This window comes from Hydrogenophaga sp. GW456-12-10-14-TSB4, from assembly GCF_059424305.1.
Genome location: NZ_JBWKZH010000003.1, coordinates 1 through 24,322, shown reverse-complemented (window position 1 = coordinate 24,322; position 24,322 = coordinate 1). Strand labels below are relative to the sequence as shown.

Sequence of the window (24,322 nt, the reverse complement as noted above, 5' to 3'; positions counted from 1 at the left end):
GACACACGGCCGGTGCGATACTGACCGGCGCCATGAACCCGTCCACCATTCCCGCCGCACCCAAACCGCTGGAAGCCATCGCCTACCGCCCGCTGGATGCGGGCTGGCGGCAATGGATCGCCGAAAACCGGCTGCGCCAGTGCACACCCGAATCCATGCTGGTCACCATGACCGAAGCCGGCCTGGACCCGGCCGAGTGCGAACCCGCGATCCGGGCCATGGAGAGCGACCCGGCGTTTCTCGCGGCGCGCAAGTTCCAGCAGCTGCAGACCAAGCTCGAGTCGGTGATGGCCAACCAGCAGAAGCTGCTGGAGCTGAACCCGCGCTATGGCCAGGTGGAGAAGCGCGGCGATGTGCCGCTGGACGAGTTCGTCGAGAAGTACGTGGTGGGCAGCCGCCCCCTGGTGCTCACCGGCGCGGCGCGCGACTGGCCGGCCATGCGGCGCTGGTCGCCGCAGGACCTGCGCGAGCGCTTCGGCCACCTGCAGGTGGAGATCCAGGCCGAACGCGGCGCGGACCCGAACTACGAGGTCAACAAGATGGACCACCGGCGCCAGGTCCGCCTTGCGGACTTTGTCGACCAGGTGCTCGCCGGTGGCACCACCAACGACTACTACCTCACCGCCAACAACGAGATGCTGGCGCGGCCCGAGTTCGCGCCCATCCTGGCCGACATCGGCAGCCTGCCCGCGTTCTGCGATCCCTCGCAGCTGGCGCGCCGCGCGTCGTTCTGGTTCGGCCCGGCGGGCACGGTCACGCCGCTGCACCACGACACGCTGATGCTGTGCCACACCCAGGTGGTGGGGCGCAAGCGCTGGCGTTTCATTTCACCGCTGCAGACGCCGCTGCTCTACAACCACTTCGAGGTCTACAGCCCGATCGATCTCGACCGGCCCGACCTCGCGCGTTATCCGCTGTTCAGCCAGGCCACGGTGCTCGAGGTGATCGTCGAGCCGGGCGAGACGGTCTTCCTGCCCCTGGGCTGGTGGCACCAGGTGACGGCGCTGGACGTGAGCCTGTCGTTCTCGTTCTCCAACCTCGCGCTGCCCAACCACTACAGCTTCCAGAACCCCACCATCACCAACTGGTGAGGGCCACGGGTCAGGACAGCACCAGCATGCCCGCAGTCGGGTTCTGCAGCAGGGCGTCGAGCGCCTCGATGGGCAGGGGCTTGGCGAACAGGTGGCCCTGGAACTGGTCGCAGCCCTGGTAGGCCAGGAAGTCGCGCTGTTCCTGCGTTTCCACGCCTTCGGCCACCACCTGCAGGCTCAGGCTCTGCGCCAGCGCGATGATGGCGCGCGAGATCGCGGCGTCGTTCGGGTCGGTGAGCACGTCGGCCACGAAGCCTTTGTCGATCTTGAGCTGGTCCAGCGGCAGGCGCTTGAGCACCGAGAGCGACGAATAGCCGACGCCGAAGTCGTCCAGCGAGAGCGTCACGCCCAGGGCCTTGAGCATGCCCATCTTGTCGATGGTGATCTCCATGCGGTCGGCCAGCAGGCTCTCGGTGAGTTCGAGCTTGAGCTTGTGCGGGCGGATGCCGGTGCGCGTGATGGCGGCCATCACCATGTCGACGAAGTCGGGGTGGCGGAACTGGCGCACGCTCACGTTCACTGCGATGCTGAGGTTGGCCGTCTGGGGCCGGTCGGCCCAGGCCGCGAGCTGTTCGCAGGACTTCTCCAGCACCCACTGGCCCAGCGGCAGGATCAGGCCGGTGTCTTCGGCCACGGGGATGAAATCGGCCGGGAATATCAGGCCGCGCTGGGGGTGTTGCCAGCGCACCAGCGCTTCCACGCCGGTGATCACGCCCACGCGGTCCACCTGCGGCTGGTAGTGAACGACGAACTGCTGCTCGCTCAGCGCCACCCGCAGGTCGGAGCTCACGGTGGCGTTGGCGCTCACCGTGGCCGCCATGTTGGGGTCGAAGAAGCACAGCGTGTTGCGGCCCAGCGACTTGGCCTGGTACATCGCCAGGTCGGCTTGCTTGAGCAGTTCGCCCACGTCGCTCTGCTGGCCGTTGAACGAGGTCACGCCGATGCTGGGCGTGGCGAAGTGCTGGTGGCCGGTGAGCTGGAAAGGCTCGCGCAGCGTGTTGAGCACTTTCTCGGCCAGGGCGGTGGCCTTGAAGGCGGCGGCGTCCGGGTCGGTGCTCAGGTCGTCGACCATCACCACGAACTCGTCGCCGCCCAGGCGCGCGACCATGTCGGTCTTGCGCACGCTGCGGGTCAGGCGCGCGGCCACCTTCTGCAGCAGCTGGTCGCCCATGTGGTGGCCCAGCGTGTCGTTGAGGATCTTGAAGTTGTCCAGGTCGATGAACATCAGGGCGCCGTGCTGGCCCGAGCGCGCGCTGGCCGCCAGCGCCTGCTGCAGCCGGTCCAGCAGCAGCTGGCGGTTGGGCAGGTCGGTCAGTGCGTCGTAGAACGCCAGGTGGCGGATCATGTCCTCGGCGGTCTTGCGCTGCGTGATGTCACGCCCCACCGCCACCCAGTGCGTCACCTCCTCGGCCGTGGCCTGCACCGACACCACTTCCAGTTCCACCCAGAACATGGCGCCGTTCTTGCGGCGCACCATCAGTTCGGTGCGGGCCTGGCGGGTCTGCTGCAGGCCTTGCGCGAGTTCGCGCAGCTTGGGAATGGCCGGGTCGAGTTCAAGCAGCATGCGCGGCGTCTGTCCCAGCACCTCGGCACGGCTGTAGCCGGTGTGCTGCTCGAAGGCGTCGTTCACGAACACGATGCGCGGCTCCTGGTCGTCGCTGCCCGCACCGGTCTCGGCGATCGCCACGATGTCGTTGAGCCGGGACACACTGGTCTCCAGCAGCATGAGCTGTTCCTGCGAGCGCCGCCGTTCGGTGACGTCGCGGAAATAGACGGCCAGGCCTTCGGCGAACGGGTAGGCCCGCACCTCCAGCCATTTGCCCAGCGTGGGAAAGAAGTCTTCCAGCTCCACGCGGCGGTTGGTGTTGAGCGATTTCGTGAGCTGGTCCTTCAGGCGCTGCGAGAGGCCGGCGCTGAAACCTTGCCAGACCTCCAGGCCCAGCAGGTCGGCCGTGGTCTTCTGCAGCAGCCGTTCGCTTTCCTGGTTGAGGTAGGTGAAGCAGCATTGCCGGTCCAGCGTGACGAAGGCTTCCGTGATGCTGGCCAGGGTGGTGGTCAGGCGCATCGCCAGGCGCAGCGTGTCCTGCTGGGCCTGCTTCTGGGCCGAGATGTCCTGGATCGCGCCCTGGATGCGCACGATCTGGCCGTTGGCGCGCCGCACGGCAGTGCCCACGGTGCGCACCCACTTGGGCGCGCCGCCCTCGACCATCACCTGGATCTCTTCGTCGAAGCCCTCGCCGTACTGTGCGCAGCGCTCCAGGCGCTGGCGGATGCCGTTGCGCCACTCGGGGGAGTAGCGCTGCACCATGTCTTCGAGGTTGCGCACCTGGCGGTGATCGGCCAGACCCAGGATGGTGGCGAACTCGTCCGAGTGCACCACCTCGCGCGTGGACAGCTGCAGCGACCAGCTGCCGGCGCCCGCCGTGTGTTCGGTCAGGTTGAGCCGGCTTTCGCTTTCGCGCAGCACGTTGGCGTTGTACTGCTCGCTCTGTTCGCAGCGGCGCGCCAGCGCCAGCACATCGGCGGCGTGTTGCGCCAGCAGCTGCAGCGTGGGCGCGCCGATGGCCGGCTGCTCGCGGGGTGCCGGGTCGAGCAGCAACAGGCCGGACTGTCCGACCGCGTCGAACACCGGCAGCCAGTGCCCGTGCAGGGGGCCGGCCGTCAGCCAGCGCTCGATGTCCGTGCGCTCGCGAAGCTGCGGTGTGCAGGCTTCCAGGGTGCTGGCCGTCTGGTCCGGGTCCAGGCCGTGTGAGCCCATGACTTCGGGCGCCTCGTGGGACAGGTCGAGCAGCAAAGCCGCCGAGGTGCCGGCGAGTTGCGCGGCCATTTCGGCCAGACGGTCCAGCTCGCCGCGCTGATGCGGCACGGTCCAGGCGCCGGCGCGCTCCAGGGCGTTGTCGGCGATCAGCGGGGGGCGGTTGTCAGATCCAGGGCGCATGGCAAGGGTGTCGATGGTCGAAGGTGCAGCATACAGACCGACTGTCATCTGTTGCACACATGGCGGGCGTAAGGTGGTTCAGGGCGTGTGAACTTCCGCACGACCTACCCAAATGTGGGGAAAATTTGTAACGTGAATGTTAGATTTTGTTGCTATTGTTCTAACATGGCCCCATCGCCGATGCCAAGCCTGCGTTTTTTCCCCATCCCCGCGCTACCGCATCGCCACCGCCGTTTCGAACTTTGAGGGAGTTGATTGTGAGCACACTCGCAGAACTCAGGCAATACAGCGACGTTTCCAGTCTGAAGTCCGCGCTGCACCAGCTGTGCAGCGAGTTCGGGCGCATCACGCGGCTCGACATCCTGACCGCCATGCACGAAGGCACCAAGCAGGCCATCTGTTTCCTGCGCATGGAGCGCCCCGAGCAGGAACAGGTGCTGATGAAAAGCCTGGGCGTGGGCCGCTTCGGCGGTGAAGTGGTGTTCGTGCTCAACCTCAACGTGCCCGTGACGGCCGAGGACGGCCCGTCGTCGCAGTGGGCCGACTCCGACATCTACTGAGCCCCTCCTGGCTCGCGGCCCGGGGCCGCCGCGACCCGTTCTTCTCGCTTCCTCCCCCCTCCCTGTCTCCCGATTGACCTGCGCGCGCCCGGGTGCCGCGCAGAATCGGTGCATGAATTCCCTGCGTTCTCCCCTGGCCGCCCAGATCGTGCAATGGCTGGTCGCCCCTGGCGACCAGGTGCGCCAGGGCGACGTGCTGGTGATCCTCGAGGCCATGAAGATGGAGCACGAGCTGCGCGCCGAAACGGCTGCGCAGGTGCTGGAGCTGCTGTTTGCGCCGGGTGAGTCGGTGCAGGTGGGCGATGTCCTGCTGCGGGCGACGCCCGCTCGCCCGTCCGACCTGCCGGCCGCCGCCTCCGCGGAGGCGCCCGCCGCCGCGGCCGGGCCGGCCGCACTCCGGCCCGACCTTCAGCGCCTGATCGACCGCCAGGCCCGCACGCTCGATGCGGCCCGGCCCGAGGCGGTCGCGCGCCGCCACGCCCTGGGCCTGCGCACCGCGCGCGAGAACATCGCCGACCTGTGCGACCCGGACAGTTTTCTGGAGTACGGCGCGCTCGCGGTGGCCGCGCAGCGCAACCGCCGCAGCGAGGAAGACCTGGTGGCCAACACCCCGGCCGATGGCATGGTCACCGGCATCGGCTCGGTCAATGCCGCCCAGCACGGCGCCGAGCGCTCGCGCACGGCGGTGATGGCCTACGACGCCACGGTGCTCGCCGGCACGCAGGGCATGCGCAACCACCAGAAGACCGATCGGCTGCTGGGCATTGCGCTGGAGCAGCGCCTGCCGGTGGTGCTGCTCGCGGAAGGTGGTGGCGGCCGCCCGGGCGACACCGACATGCCGATCGTCGCCGGCCTGCACGTGGGTACTTTCGCGGCGTTCGCGCGCCTCTGCGGCCAGGTGCCGGTGCTGGGCATCGTGAGCGGTCGCTGCTTCGCCGGCAACGCCGCCTTGCTGGGCTGCTGCGACGTGGTGATCGCCACCCGAGGCAGCAACATCGGCATGGGCGGCCCGGCCATGGTGGAGGGCGGCGGGCTGGGCGTGTTCCGGCCGGAGCAGATCGGGCCCAGCGCGGTGCAACACGCCAACGGCGTGATCGACGTGCTGGTGGAGGACGAGGCACAGGCGGTGGCCGCCGCCCGGCACTACCTGTCCTTCTTCCAGGGGCCGGTCGACGGCGGGCGAGCACCCGATGCCCTGGCCCTGCGCGAGGTGGTGCCCGAGAACCGGCTGCGTGTGTACGACACCCGGGCGGCGATGGACGGGCTGGTGGATGCCGGCAGCCTGCTGCCGCTGCGCACCGGCTTTGGCATCGGCATCCACACCGCACTGGCGCGCATCGAGGGCCGCGCGGTGGGGGTCATGGCCAACAACCCGCTCCACCTGGGCGGCGCGATCGATGCCGATGCCGCGGACAAGGCCGCTCGTTTCATGCAGCTGTGCAACGCGCACGGCCTGCCCATCGTGAGCCTCGTCGATACCCCGGGTTTCATGGTCGGCCCGGACATCGAGGCGCGTGCGCAGGTGCGGCACGTCAGCCGCCTGTTTGTCGGCGCGGCGAACCTGCGCGTGCCGTTCTTCAGCGTCGTGCTGCGCAAGGGCTACGGCCTGGGCGCCATGGGCATGACGGCGGGCGGTTTCCATGCGCCGGCCTTCACCGTGGCCTGGCCCACGGCCGAATTCGGCGCCATGGGGCTGGAAGGCGCGGTGCGCCTGGGTTACCGCAAGGAGCTGGAGGCGGTGCCGCAAGGGCCGCAGCGCGACGCGCTGTTCGAGCGCCTGCTGGCGCAGCAATACGCCAACGGGTCGGCGGTGCAGATGGCGACCACCCTGGAGATCGATGCCGTGATCGACCCGGCGCACACGCGCGACTGGCTGGTCAAGGGGCTGGCAGGGGCCAAGGTGTCGGCGCACCGAGCGGGGCGCTTCATCGACACCTGGTGAGGCCGGGGCCGGCGGCCCCGGGGGTCAGATCAGGTCGCCGAAGCCGGTGGTGCGCACGCCCGCGTTGGGCAGTTGCGGGGCGGTCTGGTTGATGTTGATCCAGAACTCGCACACGTGCTTCATCGCGCTCAGGAACTGCGAGAACTCGGTGGGCTTGGCGATGTAGGCGTTGGTGCCGGCATCGTAGGCGCGCAGCAGGTCGCTCGGCTCGGTCGACGAGGTCAGCACCACCACCGGGATGTGGTGCAGGTTGTCCGAGCCCTTGATTTCCCGCAGCACGCCGATGCCGTCCAGCAGCGGCATCTTCAGGTCCAGCAACACGAGCATGGGGTTGCTGCCCGAGCGGTTGGTGAAACCGTTGCGGCGGTGCAGGTAGTCCAGCGCCTGCATGCCATCCGACACGTGCGTGACCCGCCCGTCCAGACCATGGCGGGCCAGGGCCAGCTTGGTCAGTTCGGCATCGTCGGGATTGTCTTCAACGAGAAGAATGGCGTCGGCGTTTTTGCTCATGGTTCCAGGGCGGCCGGCATGGAATCGGGGGGCGACTCGATTCCATGGGTGCCTTCAAAAGGTAGCGAAAAATAGAACACACTGCCCTCTCCGAGCTGGCTTTCAGCCCAGATGGTGCCGCCGTGTCGCTCAATGATGCGCCGCGTCAGTGCCAGGCCGATGCCGGTGCCTTCAAACTCCGAGGCGCGATGCAGGCGTTGGAACACGCCAAACAGCTTCTGGGCGTATTTTGTGTCAAAACCGACGCCATTGTCACGAACAAAGAACGTATAGCCGACAACTGGGTCCATGCTCCAGCCCACCTCGATGCGCGTTCTTTCACGCGGACGGGTGTACTTGTAGGCATTGCCCAACAGGTTGGCCCAGACCTCGCGCAGCAGCAGGGCGTCGCCCTGGACCACCGGCAGGTCGGGCGCCACGACCCAGTCGACCACCCGGCCTTCGGTGTCGTGCCCGATCTGGTTGACCACCGCATCCACCAGCAGCGTGAAGTCCACCGCCGTGAGGTTCACGGCCGATCGGCCCAGGCGCGAGAAGGCGAGCAGGCCGTCGATGAGCTGGCTCATGTGCCGCGCCGAATTGCCGATTGTGCTCAGGTAGCGGGCGCTCACCTCGTCGCAGTTGCCGCCCAGGTGCTCCTCGAGCAGGCTGACGAAGCTCGAGATGTGGCGCAGGGGCGAGCGCAGGTCGTGCGAGACCGAGTAGGAGAACGATTCGAGGTCCTTGTTGGCGGCCAGCAGCTGTTCGGTGCGCTCGACCACCCGGTTCTCCAGCTCGTCGTTGATGTTGCGCATCAGGTCGTCGAGCCGTTTGGCGTCGGTCATGTCCCGGTTGATCTTGGCGAACCCCTTGAGCTCGCCGCTGTCGTCGCGCAGGGCGATGAGCACCGAATGCGACCAGTACTGCGAGCCGTCCTTGCGGGTGTGCCAGTTGTGCAGCTCGTGCTGTCCGCGCGAGGCCGCCAGGCGCAGCATCTGCATGGCGCTGACCTTGCCGTGGTCGGGGTTGGCGGGGTCGAACAGCACGCCGTAGTGGCGGCCCAGCATCTGTGTCGGCGAATAGCCGTCCATGCGCTGGGCGCTGTCGGTCCAGTCGGTGATGATGCCTTCGGCATCCATGAAGAAGATGCAGTAGTCGCGCAGGTTGTCCACCATGAGGCGGAAGCGCTGCTCGCTTTCCAGCAGCTCCAGCGAGCGTTCGCTGATGCGCTGCTCCAGCTCCTCGTTGAGGTGGATCACCCGTTCCTCGATGCGTTTGCGGTCGGTGATGTCGATGATCTGCACGAACAGGCCCTGCACCGTGCCTTCGTCGTTGAAGTCGGGCAGGTAGCTCGCGCTCACGTAGATCTGCTGACCGTCGATGGTGGGGCGCCAGGTCTCGAAGTGGTGGGGCTGGCCGGCCAGCGCGGTGCGCATGCGCGGCTCGATGTCGGCCCAGATCTCGGGCGCCACGCATTCGCCGATGTGCCGCCCGATGATGTATTGCGGGTCCATGCCGTACACGCGCAGGTGTTCGGCGTTGGCGAAGCGGAAATGCAGGCCGGCGTCTAGGTAGGCCATCAGGCCGGGGACGTGGTCGGTGATGGTCTGCAGGAAACGCTGGTTGTCGCGCAGCGCCATCTCGGCCGCCTTGCGCCGCGTGATGTCCACCACGGTGGTGTTGCTGCGCAGGAACTGGCCGTTGGCATCGCGCACCGCCGACGACGAGAGCAGGGCGTGGAAGGTGCTGCCGTCGCGGCGGCGCATCTCGTACTCCACCGCTTCCAGCGCATCGTCCTTGAGGATCTTCTGCATGCGGCGCTCGAGCAGATCCGAGTGCCGGGGCGCCATCATGTCGCGGAAGGCCATCTTGCCCACCACTTCCTCGCGGCGGTAGCCCAGCCAGTCGAGCTCGGTGTCGTTGATGGACACGTAGATGCCGTTGACGTCGAGCGAGTGGTAGCCGCAGGGGGCGTTGTTGTAGAGATCCTGCGACTGCCGCAGGGCGCTGTTGAGCTGGCCGTTGGCCTGGCGGACCTGGTCTTCCGACGCCTTGCGCTGCGAGAGGTCGATCATCTGGATGATGATCCCCTGCACCTGCCCGGCCTGCCAGTACGGCGTGTACTCGATGCCGGCGTAGAAGCTGTGGCCGTCGGGGAAGGCGCGTTCGCCCTCGAAACGCTGGATCTCGCCGGACAGCGCAGCGGCCAGGTGGAGGCGGGAGGCCTCGAAGTCCTGCGGGCGTGCGATCTGGCTCAGGTGCATGCCCACCAGCTGCCGCGTGTCGCCCTGCACCCAGCGGGCGTAGCTCGCGTTGGCGAAGCGGCAGATCATGTCGCGGTCGTAGAACGCCAGCTGCACCGGCACGCTGTTGGTGATGGCCTGCAGGAAGTTGCGTTGCCCGGCCAGGGCATTCTCGGCGGCCTTGCGCTCGGTGATGTCCACCAGGGTGTTGTTGGTGCGGACGAAGCGGCCTTCTTCATCGACGACGGCGGTGCTGCTGAGCAGGGCCAGGAAGGTGCTGCCGTTGCGCCGGCGGATGGGGAACTCGGCGGGCTCCAGCTTTTCGCCGCGCGTCATGCGGGCCAGGCGTTCACTGACCAGGTGCTGATGTTCGGGTGCCACGATGTCGTGGAAACGCAGCTTGCCGACGATCTCGTGGTGCTCGTAGCCCAGCCAGTCCAGCGCGGTCTGGTTGATCAGCACGAACACGCCCTCGGCATCCACCGAGTGGTAGCCGCAAGGGGCCTGGTTGTAAAGCGCCTGGGCGTCGCGCAAGGCCTGGTGGATGCGTTCCTTGGCCTCGGCCAGTTCGTCGGTGCGCTGCCGCACGCGGTCTTCCAGCTCGGCATTGAAATGCTGGATCTCTTCCTGTTGCCGGTGCAGCGCAGTGATGTCGCGCGAGACGGCCAGCAGCATCACGGGCCGGTTCTGGGCGTCGCAGATGGGGGTGACGACGGTGTCCCACCACTTGGGCGTGCCCTTGAAGGTGTTGCCGAAGGCCACGAAGCGCGCGCTCTTGCCCTGGCGGGCGCTCTCCAGGGCCTCGCGCGACAGCAGGGCGCCGTCGTCCGGCCACCAGGTGGTCCAGTCGCTGTTGCGCACCTGCTCGAAATCGTCCACCTCGACCAGCCGGCAACCCTGGGCCGTCATCTGCACCACGCGGCCTTGCAGGTCGAGCACCTTGGTGCAGTCGGGGCTGCTGGCGATGATCTGGCGGTTCAGCTCGTCCTTGATGCGCGCATCGGCTTCCAGCGCGCGCATGGGCGTGATGTCCTGCATGAAGCCCAGCTGGCTGACGACCGCGCCGTTGGCGTCGCGCAAGGGGGCGTTGCGCACCAGCACATGGACGATCTCGTCGCCCGGGCGCACCAGGCGGAACTCCACGCTGAGGGTTTCTGCCTCCGAGATGGCCCGGAACCAGTGCTGCTGCACGCGCTCCAGGTCGTCGGGATGCACACGGCTGAGCCAGCCGAAATTGGGGAAGTCCTGTTTCTGCAGCGCGAAGATGGCCTGCAGCTTCTCGTCCACATGGGTGAGCACGCCCGCGTGGTCGGTGCGAAAGACGCCGATCGGGAACACGCTGGCCAGGGCCGAGAACAGCGCTTCGTACTCGATCTGGGCGGTGTGGTCGGCGGTGTTCGCGCTGGCCGGGCCGAGCGCGGTTTCGAGCGCCAGCGGCAGGTTCGGCTGGCGCTTCAGGTCCGGGGAGCCGGGCTGGCCGCTGAGCCGCTGCGCGTAGCTGCGCCGCAGGTGCTCGTTTTCGGCGCGAAGGGTCTCCAGTTCCAGCAGCAGGGCACGCTCGCGCTCCACAGCCGCGCGCTCGGTTCTGTGGCTGTCAACGCGTTTGTCCTCCGACGGGAAAAGGGTGCTCATCCGGCACAACTGTACCCCAGGGCCTTCTTTCCCCAGCGTGATATTTGACAGCTAGAAACGCGGTAGCTCAGGGTGCGCCAAAGCCCCGGCGCGCACCAGCATCCGCCCGTATTCAGCACATCGTTGCAAGGTCGGGATGACCTTGCCCGGGTTGAGTAGCCCGTTGGTATCAAAGGCGCGCTTGACGGCGAACATTTGTGCGTTTTCCTCCGCGGAGAACTGGACGCACATGCTGTTGAGCTTTTCCACGCCCACGCCATGCTCGCCGGTGACCGTGCCACCCATGGCGACGCTGGTTTCGAGGATCTCGGCGCCGAACAGCTCGCAGCGGTGCAGCTGGTCGGCGTCGTTGGCGTCGAACATGATCAGCGGGTGCAGGTTGCCGTCGCCGGCGTGGAACACGTTGGCGCAGCGCAGGCCGTACTTCTTTTCCATGCCGGCGATGGCCAGCAGAATGTCGGCCAGGCGCTTGCGCGGGATGGTCGAGTCCATGCACATGTAGTCGGGGCTGATGCGCCCGCTGGCCGGGAAGGCGTTCTTGCGGCCGCTCCAGAAGCGCAGGCGCTCGGCCTCGTCGCGGCTGACCGCGATGGCCGTGGCGCCGCATCGGCGCAGCACCTCGCTCATGCGGCCGATCTCTTCCTCCACTTCCTCCGGCGTGCCGTCGCTCTCGCACAGCAGGATGGCTTCGGCGTCGAGGTCGTAGCCCGCGTGCACGAAGTCTTCCACCGCCGCGGTCATGGGCTTGTCCATCATCTCGAGCCCGGCCGGGATGATGCCGGCGGCGATGACCGAGGCCACCGCGTCGCCGGCCTTGCGCATGTCGTCGAAGCTGGCCATGATGCAGCGCGCCAGCAGGGGCTTGGGCACCAGCTTGACCGTGACCTCGGTGGTGACGGCCAGCATGCCCTCGCTGCCGATCACCAGCGGCAGCAGATCCAGGCCGGGCACGTCGAGCGCATCGCCCCCGAAGGTGACGGGCTCGCCCTCCACCGTGAAGCCGCGCACCGACAGCACGTTGTGCAGGGTGAGGCCGTACTTGAGGCAGTGCACGCCCCCCGAGTTTTCCGCCACGTTGCCGCCGATGGTGCAGGCGATCTGGCTGCTGGGATCGGGCGCGTAGTACAGGCCATGCGGGGCCGCGGCTTCGGAAATTGCGAGGTTGCGCACGCCGGCCTGCACGACGGCGGTGCGCGCGCGCGGGTCGATCCGCACGATGCGGTTGAACTTGGCCAGCGAGAGCGTGACGCCCAGCGCATGCGGCATGGCGCCGCCCGACAACCCGGTGCCCGCGCCGCGCGCCACCACCGGCACGCCCAGGCCGTGGCAGGCCTTGAGCACGGCGGCGACCTGGTCCTCGGTCTCGGGCAGCACCACCACCAGCGGGCGCTCGCGGTACGCGGTCAGGCCGTCGCATTCGTAGGGCACCGTGTCTTCGGCCTGCCAGAGCAGCGCATGCGTCGGCACCACGGCCTGCAGCGCGCGCACCACGTCGGCCTGCCTTTGTGCGCGTTGCAGGAAGGTGTTCTCGGCGGGGAGGGCGGGTGCGTTCATGTGGGGCCAGTGCGGGTCGGATCAAGGGGCTGCTCCAGTCTAGGCCAAAGCTTGCGCGCCGGATTGAAGAAACTTGCAGCGCTTTGTGAACGCTTCGGCGGACAGCGACGAAGGGCCCTTGAAATCGGCGGACGACGGCATCAAGTTGTGTTCACCGCAGGACGCCTGTCGCGCCCTGGAACCTCATCATCCACCAGGAGTTTTTCATGAGCAGCTTCGTTGTCAACCGCAACTTCCTCGACTTCTTCAACGACGTTGCGCCCGCTTCCCTGCCCGCGCAGATCCGTGTCGATGTGAAGGAAACGCCCGAGGCCTACACCCTACAGGCCGAAGTGCCTGGCGTCTCGAAGGACGACATCCACGTCAACGTCGATGGCAAGCTGGTGACCTTGCGCGCTGAAATCAAGCCGCAGTCCAACCCGGCCGAAGGTGGCAAGCTGCTGCGCAGCGAACGCTACTACGGCGCCGTCTCGCGCAGCTTCCAGCTGCCGGTCGACGTGGACAACAGCGCGGCGAAGGCGAAGTACGAGAACGGTGTGCTGCAGCTCACGCTGCCGAAGAAGACCGCCGCTGCGGCCCAGCGCCTGGCGATCGAATAAATCGGATCAGTTCACGCTTTTTTTGAGCCACTCGGCGAACGCCGCGCATTCCCACCGCTCCATCGCACCGGCTTGCCAGCACAGGTAGTGTGCATGGGGCGAGGGGATGTTGCGTTCCGAGAGGCGTTCCAGCGAGCCGTTCTCGATCCAGGGCGCGCCCAGCTTGAGGCGCACCAGAGCGACGCCCAGGCCTTGCGCCGCGGCGTCGCACATCAGCCCGATGTCGTTGAACGAGGAGCCCTCGACCGGCTCGGGCCAGTCGAGTTCGTGGGCGGCGAACCAGGTGCGCCAGGGTTCGAGCGGGCTGCGCAGCAGGGCGGCGCGCTGCAGGTCTTCCACCGCGTCGAACGGACCGTTCTCGCGGATGTAGGCGGGCGACGCCAGCGGTGTCACCTCGTCCTTCAGCAGGCAGATGTGTTCCACGTCGGCGTACCGGCCGGTGCCGTAGCGCACCGTGAGGTCGGCGTCTTCGGCGACCACGTCCAGCAGCGGGATCGAGACCTGCAGCGTGAGGTCGATCTCCGGGTAGGCCTCGGTGAACTGGCGCAGGCGCGGCATCAGGATGGAGCGCGCGAAGGTCGGTGTGACGGCCAGTTTGAGCTTGCGTTTGCCCGGCGCCGTGTTGCCGCCCGGGAAGCGCTGCAGGATGCCCAGGCCCTCGCGCACGTGGGCCAGGTACTCGCTGCCCTCGGTGGTGAGCGAGAAGTCGGCGCGGCCGAACAGTTTGGTGCCCAGGATCTGCTCCAGCTGGCGCACGCGGTGGCTCACCGCGCTGGGCGTCACGTTCAGTTCCTCCCCCGTCTGCGTCACGCTGCGCAGGCGCGCCAGCGCCTCGAAGGTCAGCAGGCACTGGATTGGGGGGATTCTGATGGTCACTTGAACACCACGGTCTTGTGGCCGTTGAGCAGCACGCGGTGTTCGCTGTGCCATTTCACGGCGCGCGCCAGCACCTGGCTTTCGGTGTCGCGGCCGCGCGCGGTGAGGTCTTCCACCGCGTCGGTGTGGTCCACGCGGGCCACATCCTGTTCGATGATCGGGCCTTCGTCGAGGTCGGCCGTCACGTAGTGGGCGGTGGCGCCGATCAGCTTCACGCCCCGGTCGTGCGCCTGGTAGTAGGGCTTGGCGCCCTTGAAGCTGGGCAGGAAGCTGTGGTGGATGTTGATCGCCTTGCCCGAGAGTTCGCGGCACAGGTCGTTGCTCAGCACCTGCATGTAGCGCGCCAGCACCACCAGCTCGGCGCCCTCGTTCTGGATGATTTCCAGCTGTTTCGCCTCGGCCTGAGGCTTGGTGGCGGCGGTCACCGGGATGTGGTGGAAGGGCACGTTGTAGCTCGCCGCGAGCTGGTAGAAGTCGCGGTGGTTGCTGATGATGGCGCGGATGTCCAGCGGCAGCAGACCGCTCTTCCAGCGGAACATCAGGTCGTTGAGGCAGTGGCCTTCCTTGCTGACGAAGATGACGGTGCGCACCGGCTCGGCCAGCGGGTGCAGGCTCCATTGCATGGCGAACGGTTCGGCGAACAGCTTCAGGTGCAGGCGCAGGTCGTCCTGGGTGAGCTGGCCGCAGGCGAACTGCACGCGCATGAAGAACAGGCCGGTAGCGTGGTCGTTGTACTGGGCGGCTTCCTCGATGTTGCCCCCGTGCTCCAGCAGGAAGCCGGAAACGGCGTGCACGATGCCCGGGCGGTCCGCGCAGGACAGGGTAAGAACGTAGGTGTGATTCATGGCGTGCGAATTGTCGCAGCATGGCGCGGTGGGCCTCGCCGGAATCCTCGCAGTGGAGCCCCCTGAGGGGGAGGGCGGGTGACAAAATGCCGCTTCCCCCGTCCTTTTGCCGCAGGAGACGCCCGCATGGCCTACAACGATTTCCGCATGGACAACCAGTGGTTGCCCTTCACCCCCAACCGCAGTTTCCAGAAGGACCCCCGGGTTTTCGTCGCGGCTGAAGGGATGTACTTCACGACGCACGACGGGCGCCAGGTCATCGACGGTATCTCCAGCCTGTGGTGCGTGGGCGCGGGCCACAACCGCAAGCCGATCAACGAGGCCATCAAGCAGCAGCTGGACACGCTGGACTACAGCACCGCCTTCAGCATCAGCAACGACAAGGCGTTTCGCGCCGCCGAGATGATCGCCGAGCTGGCGCCGGGCGACCTGAACAAGGTGCTGTTCTGCAACTCCGGCAGCGAGGCCGCCGACACCTCGATGAAGGTGGCCCTGGCCTACCACCGCGCGCGCGGCGAAGGCCACCGGAATATCTTCATCGGCCGCGAACGCGGTTACCACGGCGTGGGCTTTGGTGGCATGAGTGTGGGTGGCATCCCGGCCAACCGCAAGGTCTACGGCGCCGCCCTGCTGCCGCGCGTGGACCACCTGCGTTTCATCCACGACCCGGTCAAGCACGCCTATGTGCACAACACCGAGCCGGTGTGGGACGAAGACCTGCTGCTGGAGCTGGAGAACCGCATCCTGCCGCTGCACGACCCGAGCAACGTGGCGGCCGTGATCGTGGAACCCGTCGCCGGCAGCGCGGGCTGGTACGTGCCGCCCCAGGGTTACCTCAAGCGCCTGCGCGAGATCTGCGACAAGCACGGCATCCTGCTGATCTTCGACGAGGTGATCACCGGCTTCGGCCGCCTGGGCACGGCCTTCGCCTCGGACTATTACGGCGTGCAGCCCGACATGCTGAACTTCGCCAAGGCCGTGACCAACGGCGTGTTTCCCCTGGGCGGGGTGGTCTGCACCGACCGCATCTACGACGCCATGATGGGCGCGCACGGCAGCGCGCCGGACCACGCCATCGAGTTCTTCCACGGCTACACCTACTCGGGACATCCCGTGGCCTGCGCGGCGGCCATCGCCACGCTGGACCTGTTCCGCGAGGAAAACCTGTTTGCCCGCGCGGGCGAGATGGGCCCGGTGCTGGGCGACGCGATGCACAGCGCGCTCAAGGGCTTGCCCCACGTGATCGGCATCCGCAGCTTCGGGCTGGCGGCGGCGGTGGAACTCGCGCCGCAGCCGGGCATGCCCGGCAAGCGCGCGTTCGACGTGTTCATGGACTGCTTCCACCGGGGCGTGCTGGTGCGCAACGCCGGTGACAACCTGGTGTTCGCGCCGCCCTACATCGTCGATCGCGCGCAGATCGAGACCATGGTGGGCACGCTGGCCGACGCCATCAAAAGACTGGGGTAAAGGCGCCCTCGTCGACCTCAGCGCTTCATCTGCTGCTTCAATTCGGCGCAGTGGTCGCGCGGGGGCAGCGCGGGGGTCTGCCACACCGCATCGGCCGGCGGTGCGCCGGCGTCCTTCGGGGTGCCGGCCTGCGCCATCACCACCTTGCGGCCGACGGACGCGGGCAGGTGCAGGGGCACACCGAGGTCTTCACGCACATGGCCGTTGCCGGCCACCAGCAGCACCGTCTTGCCCGGAATGACCGCCTGCGCGGCCGTCTGCGCCATGGACCGGTCGCGCGCCAGCTGGATTCGTGTCATCGGCGCGATCTGGCTCTCGGGCAGCAGGCCGCAATGGCTTTCGCGGATGCCGTCGCGCTGGCGCTGCAGCACGCTATCGCTCACCAGCCCGTCCAGCTCGGCCTGGCCCATGGTGCTGCGCATCTGCGCGCGCGGCAGGTTGCCGCCGATCACGGGCACGCCGCTGCGCACGGCGGCCATCACCACCGGGCCGTACACCGGCCAGGGCCAGCCGCTCTGGTCGGTCCAGCCCAGGGCCTCGCGCACGCTGGCTTCATCGGCGGTGCCGGGCAGGCCCTGGGTGCTGCGCCCTTGTTCGATCATTTCCATCACGACCGCGCCCAGCTGGTCGCGCCGGGCCAGGGCCAGCACCACGTCGCGCTGAAGGGCCTGGTGCTCGGCGGCGTCGTGCTGTTCGCCCAGCATCAGCACCGGCGCCGGCATCACACGGTCGAGCAGGGCGGGCACGGTGGTGGGCGGGCGGTGCGCACAGGACACCAGCAGGGAGAGGCCCAGGGTGAGGGCGACAGCGGTTCGACAGGTCATGCGTGGATACTAAGCGCACCCCAGGTCCCTTCACCTTTGTCCTCTTTTCGCGTGTCTTTTCTGCCTCTCTGGCGGCCCGCCTCGTGGTCGCGCGTCTGCCTCACCCTGATGATCGCCCTGGCCGCCGCCCTGCTGTGCCGCTGGCTGCGCACGCCCATTCCCTGGATGATCGGCCCGCTGCTGGCGACCGCGCTGGTGTCGGTGCTGGGCATGCGCACCGAGAGCTGGACGCCCTTGCGCAACGGCGGGCAATGGGTGATCGGCACCGCACTGGGTCTGTATTTCACGCCGGCCGTGGGCGCGCTGGTGGCCAGCCTCTGGTGGGCGATCGCGCTCGGCATCGCCTGGGCACTGGCCCTGGGGCTGGGGTTCGCGGCCTGGCTGCGCTGGCTGCATGCGGGGCATCTGGTGGCCTTGACCCCCGAGGAGCTGCGCTGCACCACCTACTTCGCCGGGGCGATCGGCGGCGCGTCTGAAATGACGCTGATCGCGGAACGCCAGGGCGCGCGCACCGATCTGGTGGCCGCTGCGCACAGCCTGCGCGTGTTGCTGGTGACCGTCACCATTCCGTTCGCCCTGCAGTTCGCGGGCGTGAGCGGGCTGGACACCGCGGCGGCAAGCGTGCGCGACGTGCAGCCCGTGGGTTTGCTGGTGCTGACGGGGCTCACGCTGGCGGGCGCGCTGGCCATGCAACGCCTGGGCCGGGCCAATCCCTGGTTCATGGGGGCGCTGGTGGCGACCATGGTGGTGACCTTGAGCGGGCACATCCTGTCGGCCATCCCGCAAAGCCTGTCGAACGCGGCGCAACTGGTGATCGGCGTGAGCCTGGGCGTGCGTTTCACGCCGGCTTTCGTGCACACCGCACCGCGCTGGCTGGCGTCGGTGGCCTTCGCCACGCTGGTCATGATGGGCCTGTGCGCCATGTTTGGCTGGGTGCTGGCGCAGCTGACGGGCCTGCACCCGGTCACCCTCTTGCTGGGCACTGCGCCCGGCGGCATCGCCGAAATGGCCATCACCGCGAAGGTGCTGCAGCTCGGCGTGCCGGTGGTGACCGCGTTCCAGGTCTGCCGGCTGGTGGCGGTGCTGGTGCTGGCCGAGCCGCTGTACCGCTGGCGCTATGCCCGGGAATGAAAAAAGCCGCTGCGGTGCAGCGGCTTTTCGTGCAAGGCGCGGGCGCGTTCAGTGCATGACCACCGGCATCTGGGCCAGGCTGGCGTAGCCTTCGAGCGTGTCTTCCACCTCTTCCTGGGAGGGCGTGCTCTGTTGCCAGGCGGTGATCTGGAGCTGGAACATCTCGGCCCAGGAGCCGTCGAGGTAGACCTCTTTGCCCGAGCGCTTGTCCACGATCTCGAAACCGTGGCGGGGAATCTGCGGGCCGTCGGCCACTTCGTTGTCGCCCTCGACGGGCGCATTGGCCAGGATGTGGACCACAGCGAAGGCATCCGAGTCGTAAAGCATGTGCATGACTGACATCCTTGAATAGAAAAAAACTGCGTCCTGACAACCTTATATCGGCAAATAGGCGCCGATTTATAGGTCAGATGCAGCTTTACTTGGAGACGTTCCCCCAGACTTCAAGATGCGTGTCATTTTTGGCACAGACGGGTGTTTGTCCTACGGCATCTGGCTGAGCTGCTGGTCGGCCACGTCGCCGTTGGCCTGCTGCACCCGCAGGCGCACGGGCAGGTGGTGCAGGCTGGGCGCCAGCCACATCTCGACCGTGCTGTCGAACTCCTTGCGGGGCTGTCTCACCAGGTGGCGCACCTTGAATTCACCAGCCGGCAGCGACATCGTCGATTCCTCGCCCACCTCGAAGCGCCAGACGGGGGCGTCTCCCGTGCTGGCGACCTGCATGTCCACGGTCTGGCCCGTGGTGTAGGCCTGGGGGCGGGCCTGCAGCAGGCTGGCGAGTTGCAGGAACAGGCTCAGCCGGTCCTGCGCGCCGGCTTGCAAGGGCACTTCGGGCGCGTTGCTGCTGAAGCGGATGCGTTGTTGCGCGGCATCGAAATGGGTGGCCTTTTCGCTGCGACTCTTGTCGGCGAAGCGCTCGGGCATCAGGCCGTGGGGGCCGATGTGGCCTGTGCTGGTCTGCGACCGGCTGCCCAGCAACAGCACGCGCATCTCCATGCGCGCCTCGTAGCGCCCGTCGGCCACGGTCCAGTCCAGGGTGCCCTGGGCCTTGTAGCCGATCCCCCTCACGTTGCCGGTCACGTCGTAGAGCAGGCGGGTGCCGGGCGGCGGCGTGGCCGGCGGCAGGGCGGGACCGGCGCTGGCGGGTTCGCTTGCCGGTGGCGTTTCGGGCCCGGCCGGCGAGGCCGCCACGGGCTCCATGGGTGCCGGCGGCGGCGCGGCAGGTTCGGTCACGGCGACATCCTGTGGTGCGGGTGCGGGTGCTTCGGTCGCGGCCGCGACCACGGTCTCGGCAGGCTGTGCCGGCGGTGCCTGGGCGGTGACGGGTTCCGGCGCCGGGACCGCGCGGGGAGCCGGCGCCGCCTTCGGCTTGGCCCGGGGCGCCGGCGTCACCTGCGGTGCGGGCGCTGGCACGATCCAGCGCACTGTGCTGACCTGCACCGCGGGCACGCGCGGCACCGCTGCGGTGGGTCGGACGGACTCGGCGTCGGTGGTGGATGCGGTGAAGTCGGGCGGGCGGAGGTCTGGCGCCGGCTTGGCGCCAGGCAGGTTCAGGGTGATGCCGCCGGCGATCAGGACCAGGTGCAGGCCGAGCACCAGCGCCACCAGCACGGCAAGCACGGCGCCGCGCGGCGAGGCAGAGGGCGTGGGTTGGGTCGGGGTCACGGGACGGCGGTGGTGGGGCGGTACCCCAGGTCGGCGCTGAGCTGCCGGGCACAGCGCAGCACGGCGGTGGCGGGGGCGCCGTGCCAGTCGGTGTCCAGCGTGGCCACCGAGCCCAGCACCACCAGCCCCAGTGCGAGCCGGCCCTGGGCGTCGAACACCGGGGCACAGAAACCGCCCACGCCGGGCAGCAGGCTGTGCACCACGCGTCCCAGGCCCCGGCGCCGGGTGTCTTCGAGCAGGGCTTGCACCTCTTGCAGCGAACGGGGCACGTCCACCAGGGGCAGGTCGCCCTGGAGGGGCAGCTTCTTCAGGCGCGCGAGCTCGTCGCGCACCATGGGGGCCATGCGCTGGGCGTCGCGCCCCTCGCTGCCCATGAAGGCGGCAAAGCAGCGGCCGGTGGCCGAGGTCAACAGGGGCATCACATCGCCCAGGCGCAGGGTGACGGGCACGGTCTGGGGCGCCTCGATCCAGTGCACCATGGTGGGGCCCTGGTTGCCCCACACGGCGATGGCCAGGGTGTGGCCGGTCTCGCTCAGCAGGCCGTCAATGCGCTCGCGCGCGAACTTCACCGCGTCGAGGCGCGCGAGGCTGGCCAGCCCGATGCGCAGCGCGGCCGGGCCGAGGTCGTAGCGCGTGCTCACCGGATCCTGCACCACCAGGCCCATGCGCTGGAAGCTCACCAGGTAGCGGTGGGCCTTGGCCGCGCTCATGCCGGCGGCGGCAGCCAGATCACGCAGCATCAGGGCCCCTTCCGCCTGCGACAGGGCTTCGAGCAGCTCGAAGCCTACCTCCACCGACTGGATGCCCGCGCGCACGGGTTCGGCGTCGTCGCGGGATTCCGCTTCAGCTTCGATGTCGGGGCGTTTGGCAACAGGCATGTGAAGGAGGGGCACGAAGGGTTGGACGGGACTGCGGGCTGTGGGTTCCCCCGTGAAGGCGGGGGTCTTGCAGCGGTTCTCGGGGCTTTCGTCTAGAATTCCGCGTTTACGAATAGGTGAATCAATTTCACTATTCGTAATTCATGGGCCTGAACGGAGTGTGCCACTGATGCGCATCCAAGAGGACAATGTGCCCGCTTTTACCCCAACCTGACAGCAGGAGATAGGCATGAAACTCGCCACGTACAAAGACGGCTCGCGCGACGGACAACTGGTGGTAGTTTCCCGCGACCTGAGCACGGCGCATTATGCGACCGGCATCGCCCACAAGCTCCAGCAGGCGCTGGACGACTGGAACTTCATCAGCCCCCAGCTGCAGGACCTGTACGTCACCCTCAACCAGGGCAAGGCGCGCCATGCCTTCCCGTTCGATCCCACCCAGTGCATGGCACCGCTGCCGCGCGCCTACCAGTGGGCCGACGGCTCGGCGTACATCAACCACGTGGAGCTGGTGCGCGCCGCGCGCGACAGCGAAGTGCCGCACTCGTTCTACACCGACCCACTGATGTACCAGGGCGGCAGCGACGATTTCATCGGCCCATGTGAAGACGTGGTGGTGGTCAGCGAAGACTTCGGCATTGACTTCGAGGCCGAGATCGCCGTCGTCACCGGCGACGTGCCGATGAGCGCCACGCCCGAGCAGGCGCTGGAGGGCGTGCGCCTGCTGATGCTGGCCAACGACGTGTCGCTGCGCAACCTGATCCCGGCCGAGCTGGCCAAGGGCTTCGGCTTTTTCCAGAGCAAGCCGGCCACGGCCTTCAGCCCGGTGGCGGTCACGCCCGACGAGCTGGGCGATGCCTGGCAGGGCGGCCGGGTGCACCTCACGATGCAGTCGACCTGGAACGGCCGCAAGGTCGGCATGTGCGAGGCCGGTCCCGAGATGACCTTCCACTTCGGCCAGCTCGTGGCCCACATCGCCAAGACGCGCAACGTGCGCGCCGGCTCCATCGTGGGCAGCGGCACCGTGAGCAACAAGGGCACGGAAGTGGACGGCCGCAAGGACTGGCCCAAGGGCTACAGCTGCATCGCCGAGAAACGCGCGATCGAAACCATCCTGGACGGCAAGCCCTCGACCGCCTTCATGAAGTTCGGCGACACCATCCGCATCGAGATGAAGGGCAAGGACGGACAGTCCGTGTTCGGCGCGATCGACCAGAAGATCGCACCGCTGGAGGCGTAACCGTCAACGAGCGGCAGGCGGCGCGCCCTGAGACCCAGCCAGGGCACCGCGGAACCGGCTTTGCCGGGCCGCCAGTGCCGCCCCCTGGGGGGTCGCGCGCAGCGCGGCAGGGGGGCTTTCTAGCTTGCGTAGAGCTGCTCGATCGAGGCGAAGCCCTTGACCTCGATCGGGTTGCCGAAGGGGTCGCAGAAGAACATCGTCCACTGCTCCCCGGGCTGCCCCTCGAAGCGCACCTGGGGCGGCAGCACGAAGTCCACGCCCGCGGCCTGCAGCCGCGCGGCCAGGCTTTTCCATTCCGGCAACAGCAGCACGAGGCCGAAGTGCGGCATCGGCACCAGGTGCTCGCCCACACGGCCGGTGCGCTGCGTCCTGAGCGGCTCGCCCAGGTGCAGCGAGATCTGGTGGCTGAAGAAATCGAAGTCCACCCAGGTGTCGGTGCTGCGGCCCTCGGCACAGCCAAGCACGCCGCCGTAGAAGCGGCGCGCGGCGTCCAGGTCGGTGACGTTGAAGGCGAAATGGAACAGGCTTCGGGTGTGCAGTGGGGCGGTGGTCGGGTTCATGGCCGCCAGCATAGACGCTGGCGCGCGGTCGAGCACAATGTTCGGCAGAACCAAGCCCTTCAGGAGACCCGCATGACAAGCCCCGTGGACTACAGCCGCTACCAGACCCTTGCCATCACCCGCCGCGGCCCTGCCGTGAACGGCGTGCCTTCCGTGCTCGACATCCAGATGCGCGCCGACGGCCCGGGCGGCAACGGCAAGCTGCCCACGGCCGGCCACGACGGCCATTGGGAACTGAGCGAGATCTGGCGCGACGTGGGGCGCGACGACAGCGTGCGCTGCGCCGTGCTGCGCGGCAGCGGCATGGGCTTCTCCGGCGGCGGCGACCTGGCGCTGGTGCAGGACATGGCGACCGATTTCGAGGTGCGCACGCGCGTCTGGAAGGAGGCCCGCGACCTGGTCTACAACGTCATCAACTGCGACAAGCCCATCGTGAGCGCCATGCACGGCCCGGCCGTGGGGGCGGGCCTGGTGGCCGGCCTGCTGGCCGACATCTCCATCGCCGCCAAGAGCGCGAAGATCGTCGACGGCCACACCCGCCTGGGCGTGGCGGCCGGCGACCATGCGGCCATCGTCTGGCCCCTGCTGTGCGGTCTGGCCAAGGCCAAGTACTACCTGATGCTGTGCGACCCCATCAGCGGCGAAGAGGCCGAGCGCATCGGCCTGGTGTCGCTCGCGGTGGACGACGCGGCCCTGCTCGACAAGGCCTACGAAGTGGCCGACCGCCTGGCCAGCGGCAGCCAGACCGCGATCCGCTGGACCAAGTACTCGCTCAACAACTGGTTGCGCCAGGCCGGTCCTGCGTTCGACACCTCGCTGGCGCTCGAATTCATGGGTTTTGCCGGGCCCGATGTGCGCGAAGGTGTGGCATCCTTGCGTGAGCGCCGGGCCCCTCGGTACGGCGTGGACGGCTGAGACAGACAAGACCTAGACGGCACGACAGGAGATCTCCATGAGCGACGGCCCCGGCAGCGGTTTCGGCAAATTCGTCCCCGGCTTCGAGTTCCTGCAGAACCTCGCGGGCCAGGCCGCCGGCGGGGTGGCGCAGGGCATCAGCCAGAACATCCCCCAACTGCCCAACCTGGGCAGCTGGGTGGCGCCCACTTTCAACGTGGAAGACCTCGAAAAACGCATCGAGGAGCTCAAGGCCGTGCACTTCTGGCTCGACCAGAACGCCAAGGCGCTGGGCGCAACCATCCAGGCGCTGGAGGTGCAGAAGATGACGCTGTCCACGCTCAAGACCATGAACTTCAGCATGGGCGATGTGGCCAATGCGCTGAAGATCAAGGCCGCCGACACGCTGGCGGGCTTCACGGGCGCGCCCGCTGCGGCGCCCACGCCGTTTGCGGGCCTGGAGATCCCGCCGCGCACCTACGGCAGCAGCTCCGCCGAGCCCGAAGCCGCACCCGCAAGCCCGCCGGCGCCCCGCAAGAAGAAGGCGGTTCGCAAGACCGCCGCACCGGCACCAGCCGCCGGCGGTGTGGTGGACCCGATGCAGTGGTGGGGTGCGCTGTCGCAGCAGTTCCAGCAGATCGCGAGCAACGCCATGAAAGACGTGGCCAAGCAGACCGCGCTCGACACCACGCGGCAGGTCGCCAGCGGCCTGACCGATCAGGCCCTGAAGACCGCCACCGGCATGGCCGGCAAGGCGGCTCGGGGCGTGGGGCGTGCCGCCGCGCGCGCCGTGGCCCGGCCACCTGCCGAGCGCCCCGCCGCGAAATCCGCGGCCAAGCCGGCCGCCAAAAAGGCCCCGGCCCGCAAGGCCGCCAGCCGACGTTGATCCCCTCC

General features: G+C 68.1%; 20 protein-coding genes. 9 read left to right on the top strand and 11 right to left on the bottom strand.

The features are described from left to right. Positions 1-32: 32 nt before the first annotated feature. Positions 33-1,091, top strand: coding sequence for a cupin-like domain-containing protein (locus tag AC07ZS_RS02285; protein ID WP_494797012.1), 1,059 nt, complete (start codon positions 33-35; stop codon positions 1,089-1,091). 10 nt (positions 1,092-1,101) lie between these two features. Here the strand turns inward: AC07ZS_RS02285 and AC07ZS_RS02280 are convergent, their stop codons facing one another. After that, positions 1,102-4,029 carry a sensor domain-containing protein gene (locus tag AC07ZS_RS02280; RefSeq protein ID WP_494797011.1) on the bottom strand — a complete coding sequence of 976 codons (2,928 nt, stop codon included), beginning with the start codon at positions 4,027-4,029 and terminating at the stop codon, positions 1,102-1,104. A gap of 257 nt (positions 4,030-4,286) precedes the next feature. Between AC07ZS_RS02280 and AC07ZS_RS02275 the strand changes: the two genes are divergently transcribed. Next, positions 4,287-4,589: an RNA-binding protein gene (locus AC07ZS_RS02275; protein WP_291121781.1), complete on the top strand. Its 303-nt coding sequence runs from the start codon at positions 4,287-4,289 to the stop codon at positions 4,587-4,589. A gap of 121 nt (positions 4,590-4,710) precedes the next feature. After that, positions 4,711-6,531, top strand: coding sequence for a carboxyl transferase domain-containing protein (locus AC07ZS_RS02270; protein ID WP_494797153.1), 1,821 nt, complete (start codon positions 4,711-4,713; stop codon positions 6,529-6,531). A 24-nt stretch (positions 6,532-6,555) separates the two neighbouring features. Here the strand turns inward: AC07ZS_RS02270 and AC07ZS_RS02265 are convergent, their stop codons facing one another. Genes AC07ZS_RS02265 through AC07ZS_RS02255 form a run of 3 tightly spaced genes read right to left on the bottom strand, consistent with a single transcriptional unit; the run spans position 6,556 to position 12,449 of the window. Further along, positions 6,556-7,041: a response regulator gene (locus AC07ZS_RS02265; protein WP_494797010.1), complete on the bottom strand. Its 486-nt coding sequence runs from the start codon at positions 7,039-7,041 to the stop codon at positions 6,556-6,558. Further along, the gene (locus AC07ZS_RS02260; protein ID WP_494797009.1) at positions 7,038-10,895 is read right to left on the bottom strand and encodes a PAS domain-containing sensor histidine kinase; all 3,858 of its coding nucleotides are present in this window, start codon (positions 10,893-10,895) and stop codon (positions 7,038-7,040) included. Before AC07ZS_RS02260 ends, AC07ZS_RS02265 begins: the two co-directional genes overlap by 4 nt. 51 nt (positions 10,896-10,946) lie before the next feature. Further along, a complete protein-coding gene (locus AC07ZS_RS02255) occupies positions 10,947-12,449 on the bottom strand; it encodes an FAD-linked oxidase C-terminal domain-containing protein (protein WP_494797008.1) in 1,503 nt (500 codons plus the stop codon). Between the two features lie 206 nt (positions 12,450-12,655). On the opposite strand from AC07ZS_RS02255, the gene AC07ZS_RS02250 reads away from it, so the two are divergent. Next, positions 12,656-13,048, top strand: coding sequence for an Hsp20/alpha crystallin family protein (locus tag AC07ZS_RS02250; protein ID WP_494797007.1), 393 nt, complete (start codon positions 12,656-12,658; stop codon positions 13,046-13,048). Between the two features lie 6 nt (positions 13,049-13,054). Here the strand turns inward: AC07ZS_RS02250 and AC07ZS_RS02245 are convergent, their stop codons facing one another. Next, positions 13,055-13,924 carry a LysR substrate-binding domain-containing protein gene (locus AC07ZS_RS02245; RefSeq protein ID WP_494797006.1) on the bottom strand — a complete coding sequence of 290 codons (870 nt, stop codon included), beginning with the start codon at positions 13,922-13,924 and terminating at the stop codon, positions 13,055-13,057. Beyond that, the gene (gene purU / locus AC07ZS_RS02240; protein ID WP_494797005.1) at positions 13,921-14,769 is read right to left on the bottom strand and encodes a formyltetrahydrofolate deformylase; all 849 of its coding nucleotides are present in this window, start codon (positions 14,767-14,769) and stop codon (positions 13,921-13,923) included. Before purU ends, AC07ZS_RS02245 begins: the two co-directional genes overlap by 4 nt. Before the next feature lie 126 nt (positions 14,770-14,895). Between purU and aptA the strand changes: the two genes are divergently transcribed. Further along, positions 14,896-16,236, top strand: coding sequence for an omega-aminotransferase AptA (gene aptA / locus AC07ZS_RS02235; protein WP_494797004.1), 1,341 nt, complete (start codon positions 14,896-14,898; stop codon positions 16,234-16,236). Positions 16,237-16,253: 17 nt separating this feature from the next. Here aptA and AC07ZS_RS02230 read toward each other — a convergent pair whose 3' ends face one another. Beyond that, positions 16,254-17,060, bottom strand: a complete 807-nt coding sequence (locus tag AC07ZS_RS02230; protein ID WP_494797003.1) for a ChaN family lipoprotein — start codon at positions 17,058-17,060, stop codon at positions 16,254-16,256. Between the two features lie 60 nt (positions 17,061-17,120). On the opposite strand from AC07ZS_RS02230, the gene AC07ZS_RS02225 reads away from it, so the two are divergent. Further along, positions 17,121-18,191, top strand: coding sequence for an AbrB family transcriptional regulator (locus AC07ZS_RS02225; protein ID WP_494797152.1), 1,071 nt, complete (start codon positions 17,121-17,123; stop codon positions 18,189-18,191). A gap of 48 nt (positions 18,192-18,239) precedes the next feature. Here the strand turns inward: AC07ZS_RS02225 and AC07ZS_RS02220 are convergent, their stop codons facing one another. The 3 genes from AC07ZS_RS02220 to AC07ZS_RS02210 all read right to left on the bottom strand — a co-directional run bounded on the left by AC07ZS_RS02220 (position 18,240) and on the right by AC07ZS_RS02210 (position 20,734). Beyond that, positions 18,240-18,524 carry a BTH_I0359 family protein gene (locus tag AC07ZS_RS02220; protein WP_494797002.1) on the bottom strand — a complete coding sequence of 95 codons (285 nt, stop codon included), beginning with the start codon at positions 18,522-18,524 and terminating at the stop codon, positions 18,240-18,242. Positions 18,525-18,674: 150 nt separating this feature from the next. Beyond that, positions 18,675-19,856, bottom strand: coding sequence for a DUF3108 domain-containing protein (locus tag AC07ZS_RS02215; RefSeq protein WP_494797001.1), 1,182 nt, complete (start codon positions 19,854-19,856; stop codon positions 18,675-18,677). Then, positions 19,853-20,734: an IclR family transcriptional regulator gene (locus AC07ZS_RS02210; protein ID WP_494797000.1), complete on the bottom strand. Its 882-nt coding sequence runs from the start codon at positions 20,732-20,734 to the stop codon at positions 19,853-19,855. Before AC07ZS_RS02210 ends, AC07ZS_RS02215 begins: the two co-directional genes overlap by 4 nt. Positions 20,735-20,963: 229 nt before the next feature. Between AC07ZS_RS02210 and AC07ZS_RS02205 the strand changes: the two genes are divergently transcribed. Further along, a complete protein-coding gene (locus AC07ZS_RS02205; protein ID WP_494796999.1) occupies positions 20,964-21,974 on the top strand; it encodes a fumarylacetoacetate hydrolase family protein in 1,011 nt (336 codons plus the stop codon). Positions 21,975-22,093: 119 nt separating this feature from the next. On the opposite strand, the gene AC07ZS_RS02200 is transcribed toward AC07ZS_RS02205, so the two are convergent. Next, positions 22,094-22,534: a VOC family protein gene (locus AC07ZS_RS02200; protein WP_494796998.1), complete on the bottom strand. Its 441-nt coding sequence runs from the start codon at positions 22,532-22,534 to the stop codon at positions 22,094-22,096. 84 nt (positions 22,535-22,618) lie between these two features. On the opposite strand from AC07ZS_RS02200, the gene AC07ZS_RS02195 reads away from it, so the two are divergent. Both AC07ZS_RS02195 and AC07ZS_RS02190 read left to right on the top strand, forming a co-directional pair. Further along, entirely contained in the window at positions 22,619-23,449 is an 831-nt protein-coding gene (locus AC07ZS_RS02195) for an enoyl-CoA hydratase/isomerase family protein (protein ID WP_494797151.1), read from the top strand. A gap of 37 nt (positions 23,450-23,486) precedes the next feature. After that, positions 23,487-24,314, top strand: a complete 828-nt coding sequence (locus tag AC07ZS_RS02190; RefSeq protein WP_494796997.1) for a PhaM family polyhydroxyalkanoate granule multifunctional regulatory protein — start codon at positions 23,487-23,489, stop codon at positions 24,312-24,314. Positions 24,315-24,322: the final 8 nt, after the last annotated feature.

Excerpts from the sequence above, each read along its gene's own strand:
- AC07ZS_RS02285 (WP_494797012.1), top strand. The coding sequence starts at position 33 with ATGAACCCGTCCACCATTCCCGCCGCACCCAAACCGCTGGAAGCCATC.
- AC07ZS_RS02280 (WP_494797011.1), bottom strand. The coding sequence starts at position 4,029 with ATGCGCCCTGGATCTGACAACCGCCCCCCGCTGATCGCCGACAACGCC.
- AC07ZS_RS02265 (WP_494797010.1), bottom strand. The coding sequence starts at position 7,041 with ATGAGCAAAAACGCCGACGCCATTCTTCTCGTTGAAGACAATCCCGAC.
- AC07ZS_RS02260 (WP_494797009.1), bottom strand. The coding sequence starts at position 10,895 with ATGAGCACCCTTTTCCCGTCGGAGGACAAACGCGTTGACAGCCACAGA.
- AC07ZS_RS02255 (WP_494797008.1), bottom strand. The coding sequence starts at position 12,449 with ATGAACGCACCCGCCCTCCCCGCCGAGAACACCTTCCTGCAACGCGCA.
- AC07ZS_RS02250 (WP_494797007.1), top strand. The coding sequence starts at position 12,656 with ATGAGCAGCTTCGTTGTCAACCGCAACTTCCTCGACTTCTTCAACGAC.
- purU (WP_494797005.1), bottom strand. The coding sequence starts at position 14,769 with ATGAATCACACCTACGTTCTTACCCTGTCCTGCGCGGACCGCCCGGGC.
- aptA (WP_494797004.1), top strand. The coding sequence starts at position 14,896 with ATGGCCTACAACGATTTCCGCATGGACAACCAGTGGTTGCCCTTCACC.
- AC07ZS_RS02230 (WP_494797003.1), bottom strand. The coding sequence starts at position 17,060 with ATGACCTGTCGAACCGCTGTCGCCCTCACCCTGGGCCTCTCCCTGCTG.
- AC07ZS_RS02220 (WP_494797002.1), bottom strand. The coding sequence starts at position 18,524 with ATGCACATGCTTTACGACTCGGATGCCTTCGCTGTGGTCCACATCCTG.
- AC07ZS_RS02210 (WP_494797000.1), bottom strand. The coding sequence starts at position 20,734 with ATGCCTGTTGCCAAACGCCCCGACATCGAAGCTGAAGCGGAATCCCGC.
- AC07ZS_RS02205 (WP_494796999.1), top strand. The coding sequence starts at position 20,964 with ATGAAACTCGCCACGTACAAAGACGGCTCGCGCGACGGACAACTGGTG.
- AC07ZS_RS02200 (WP_494796998.1), bottom strand. The coding sequence starts at position 22,534 with ATGAACCCGACCACCGCCCCACTGCACACCCGAAGCCTGTTCCATTTC.
- AC07ZS_RS02190 (WP_494796997.1), top strand. The coding sequence starts at position 23,487 with ATGAGCGACGGCCCCGGCAGCGGTTTCGGCAAATTCGTCCCCGGCTTC.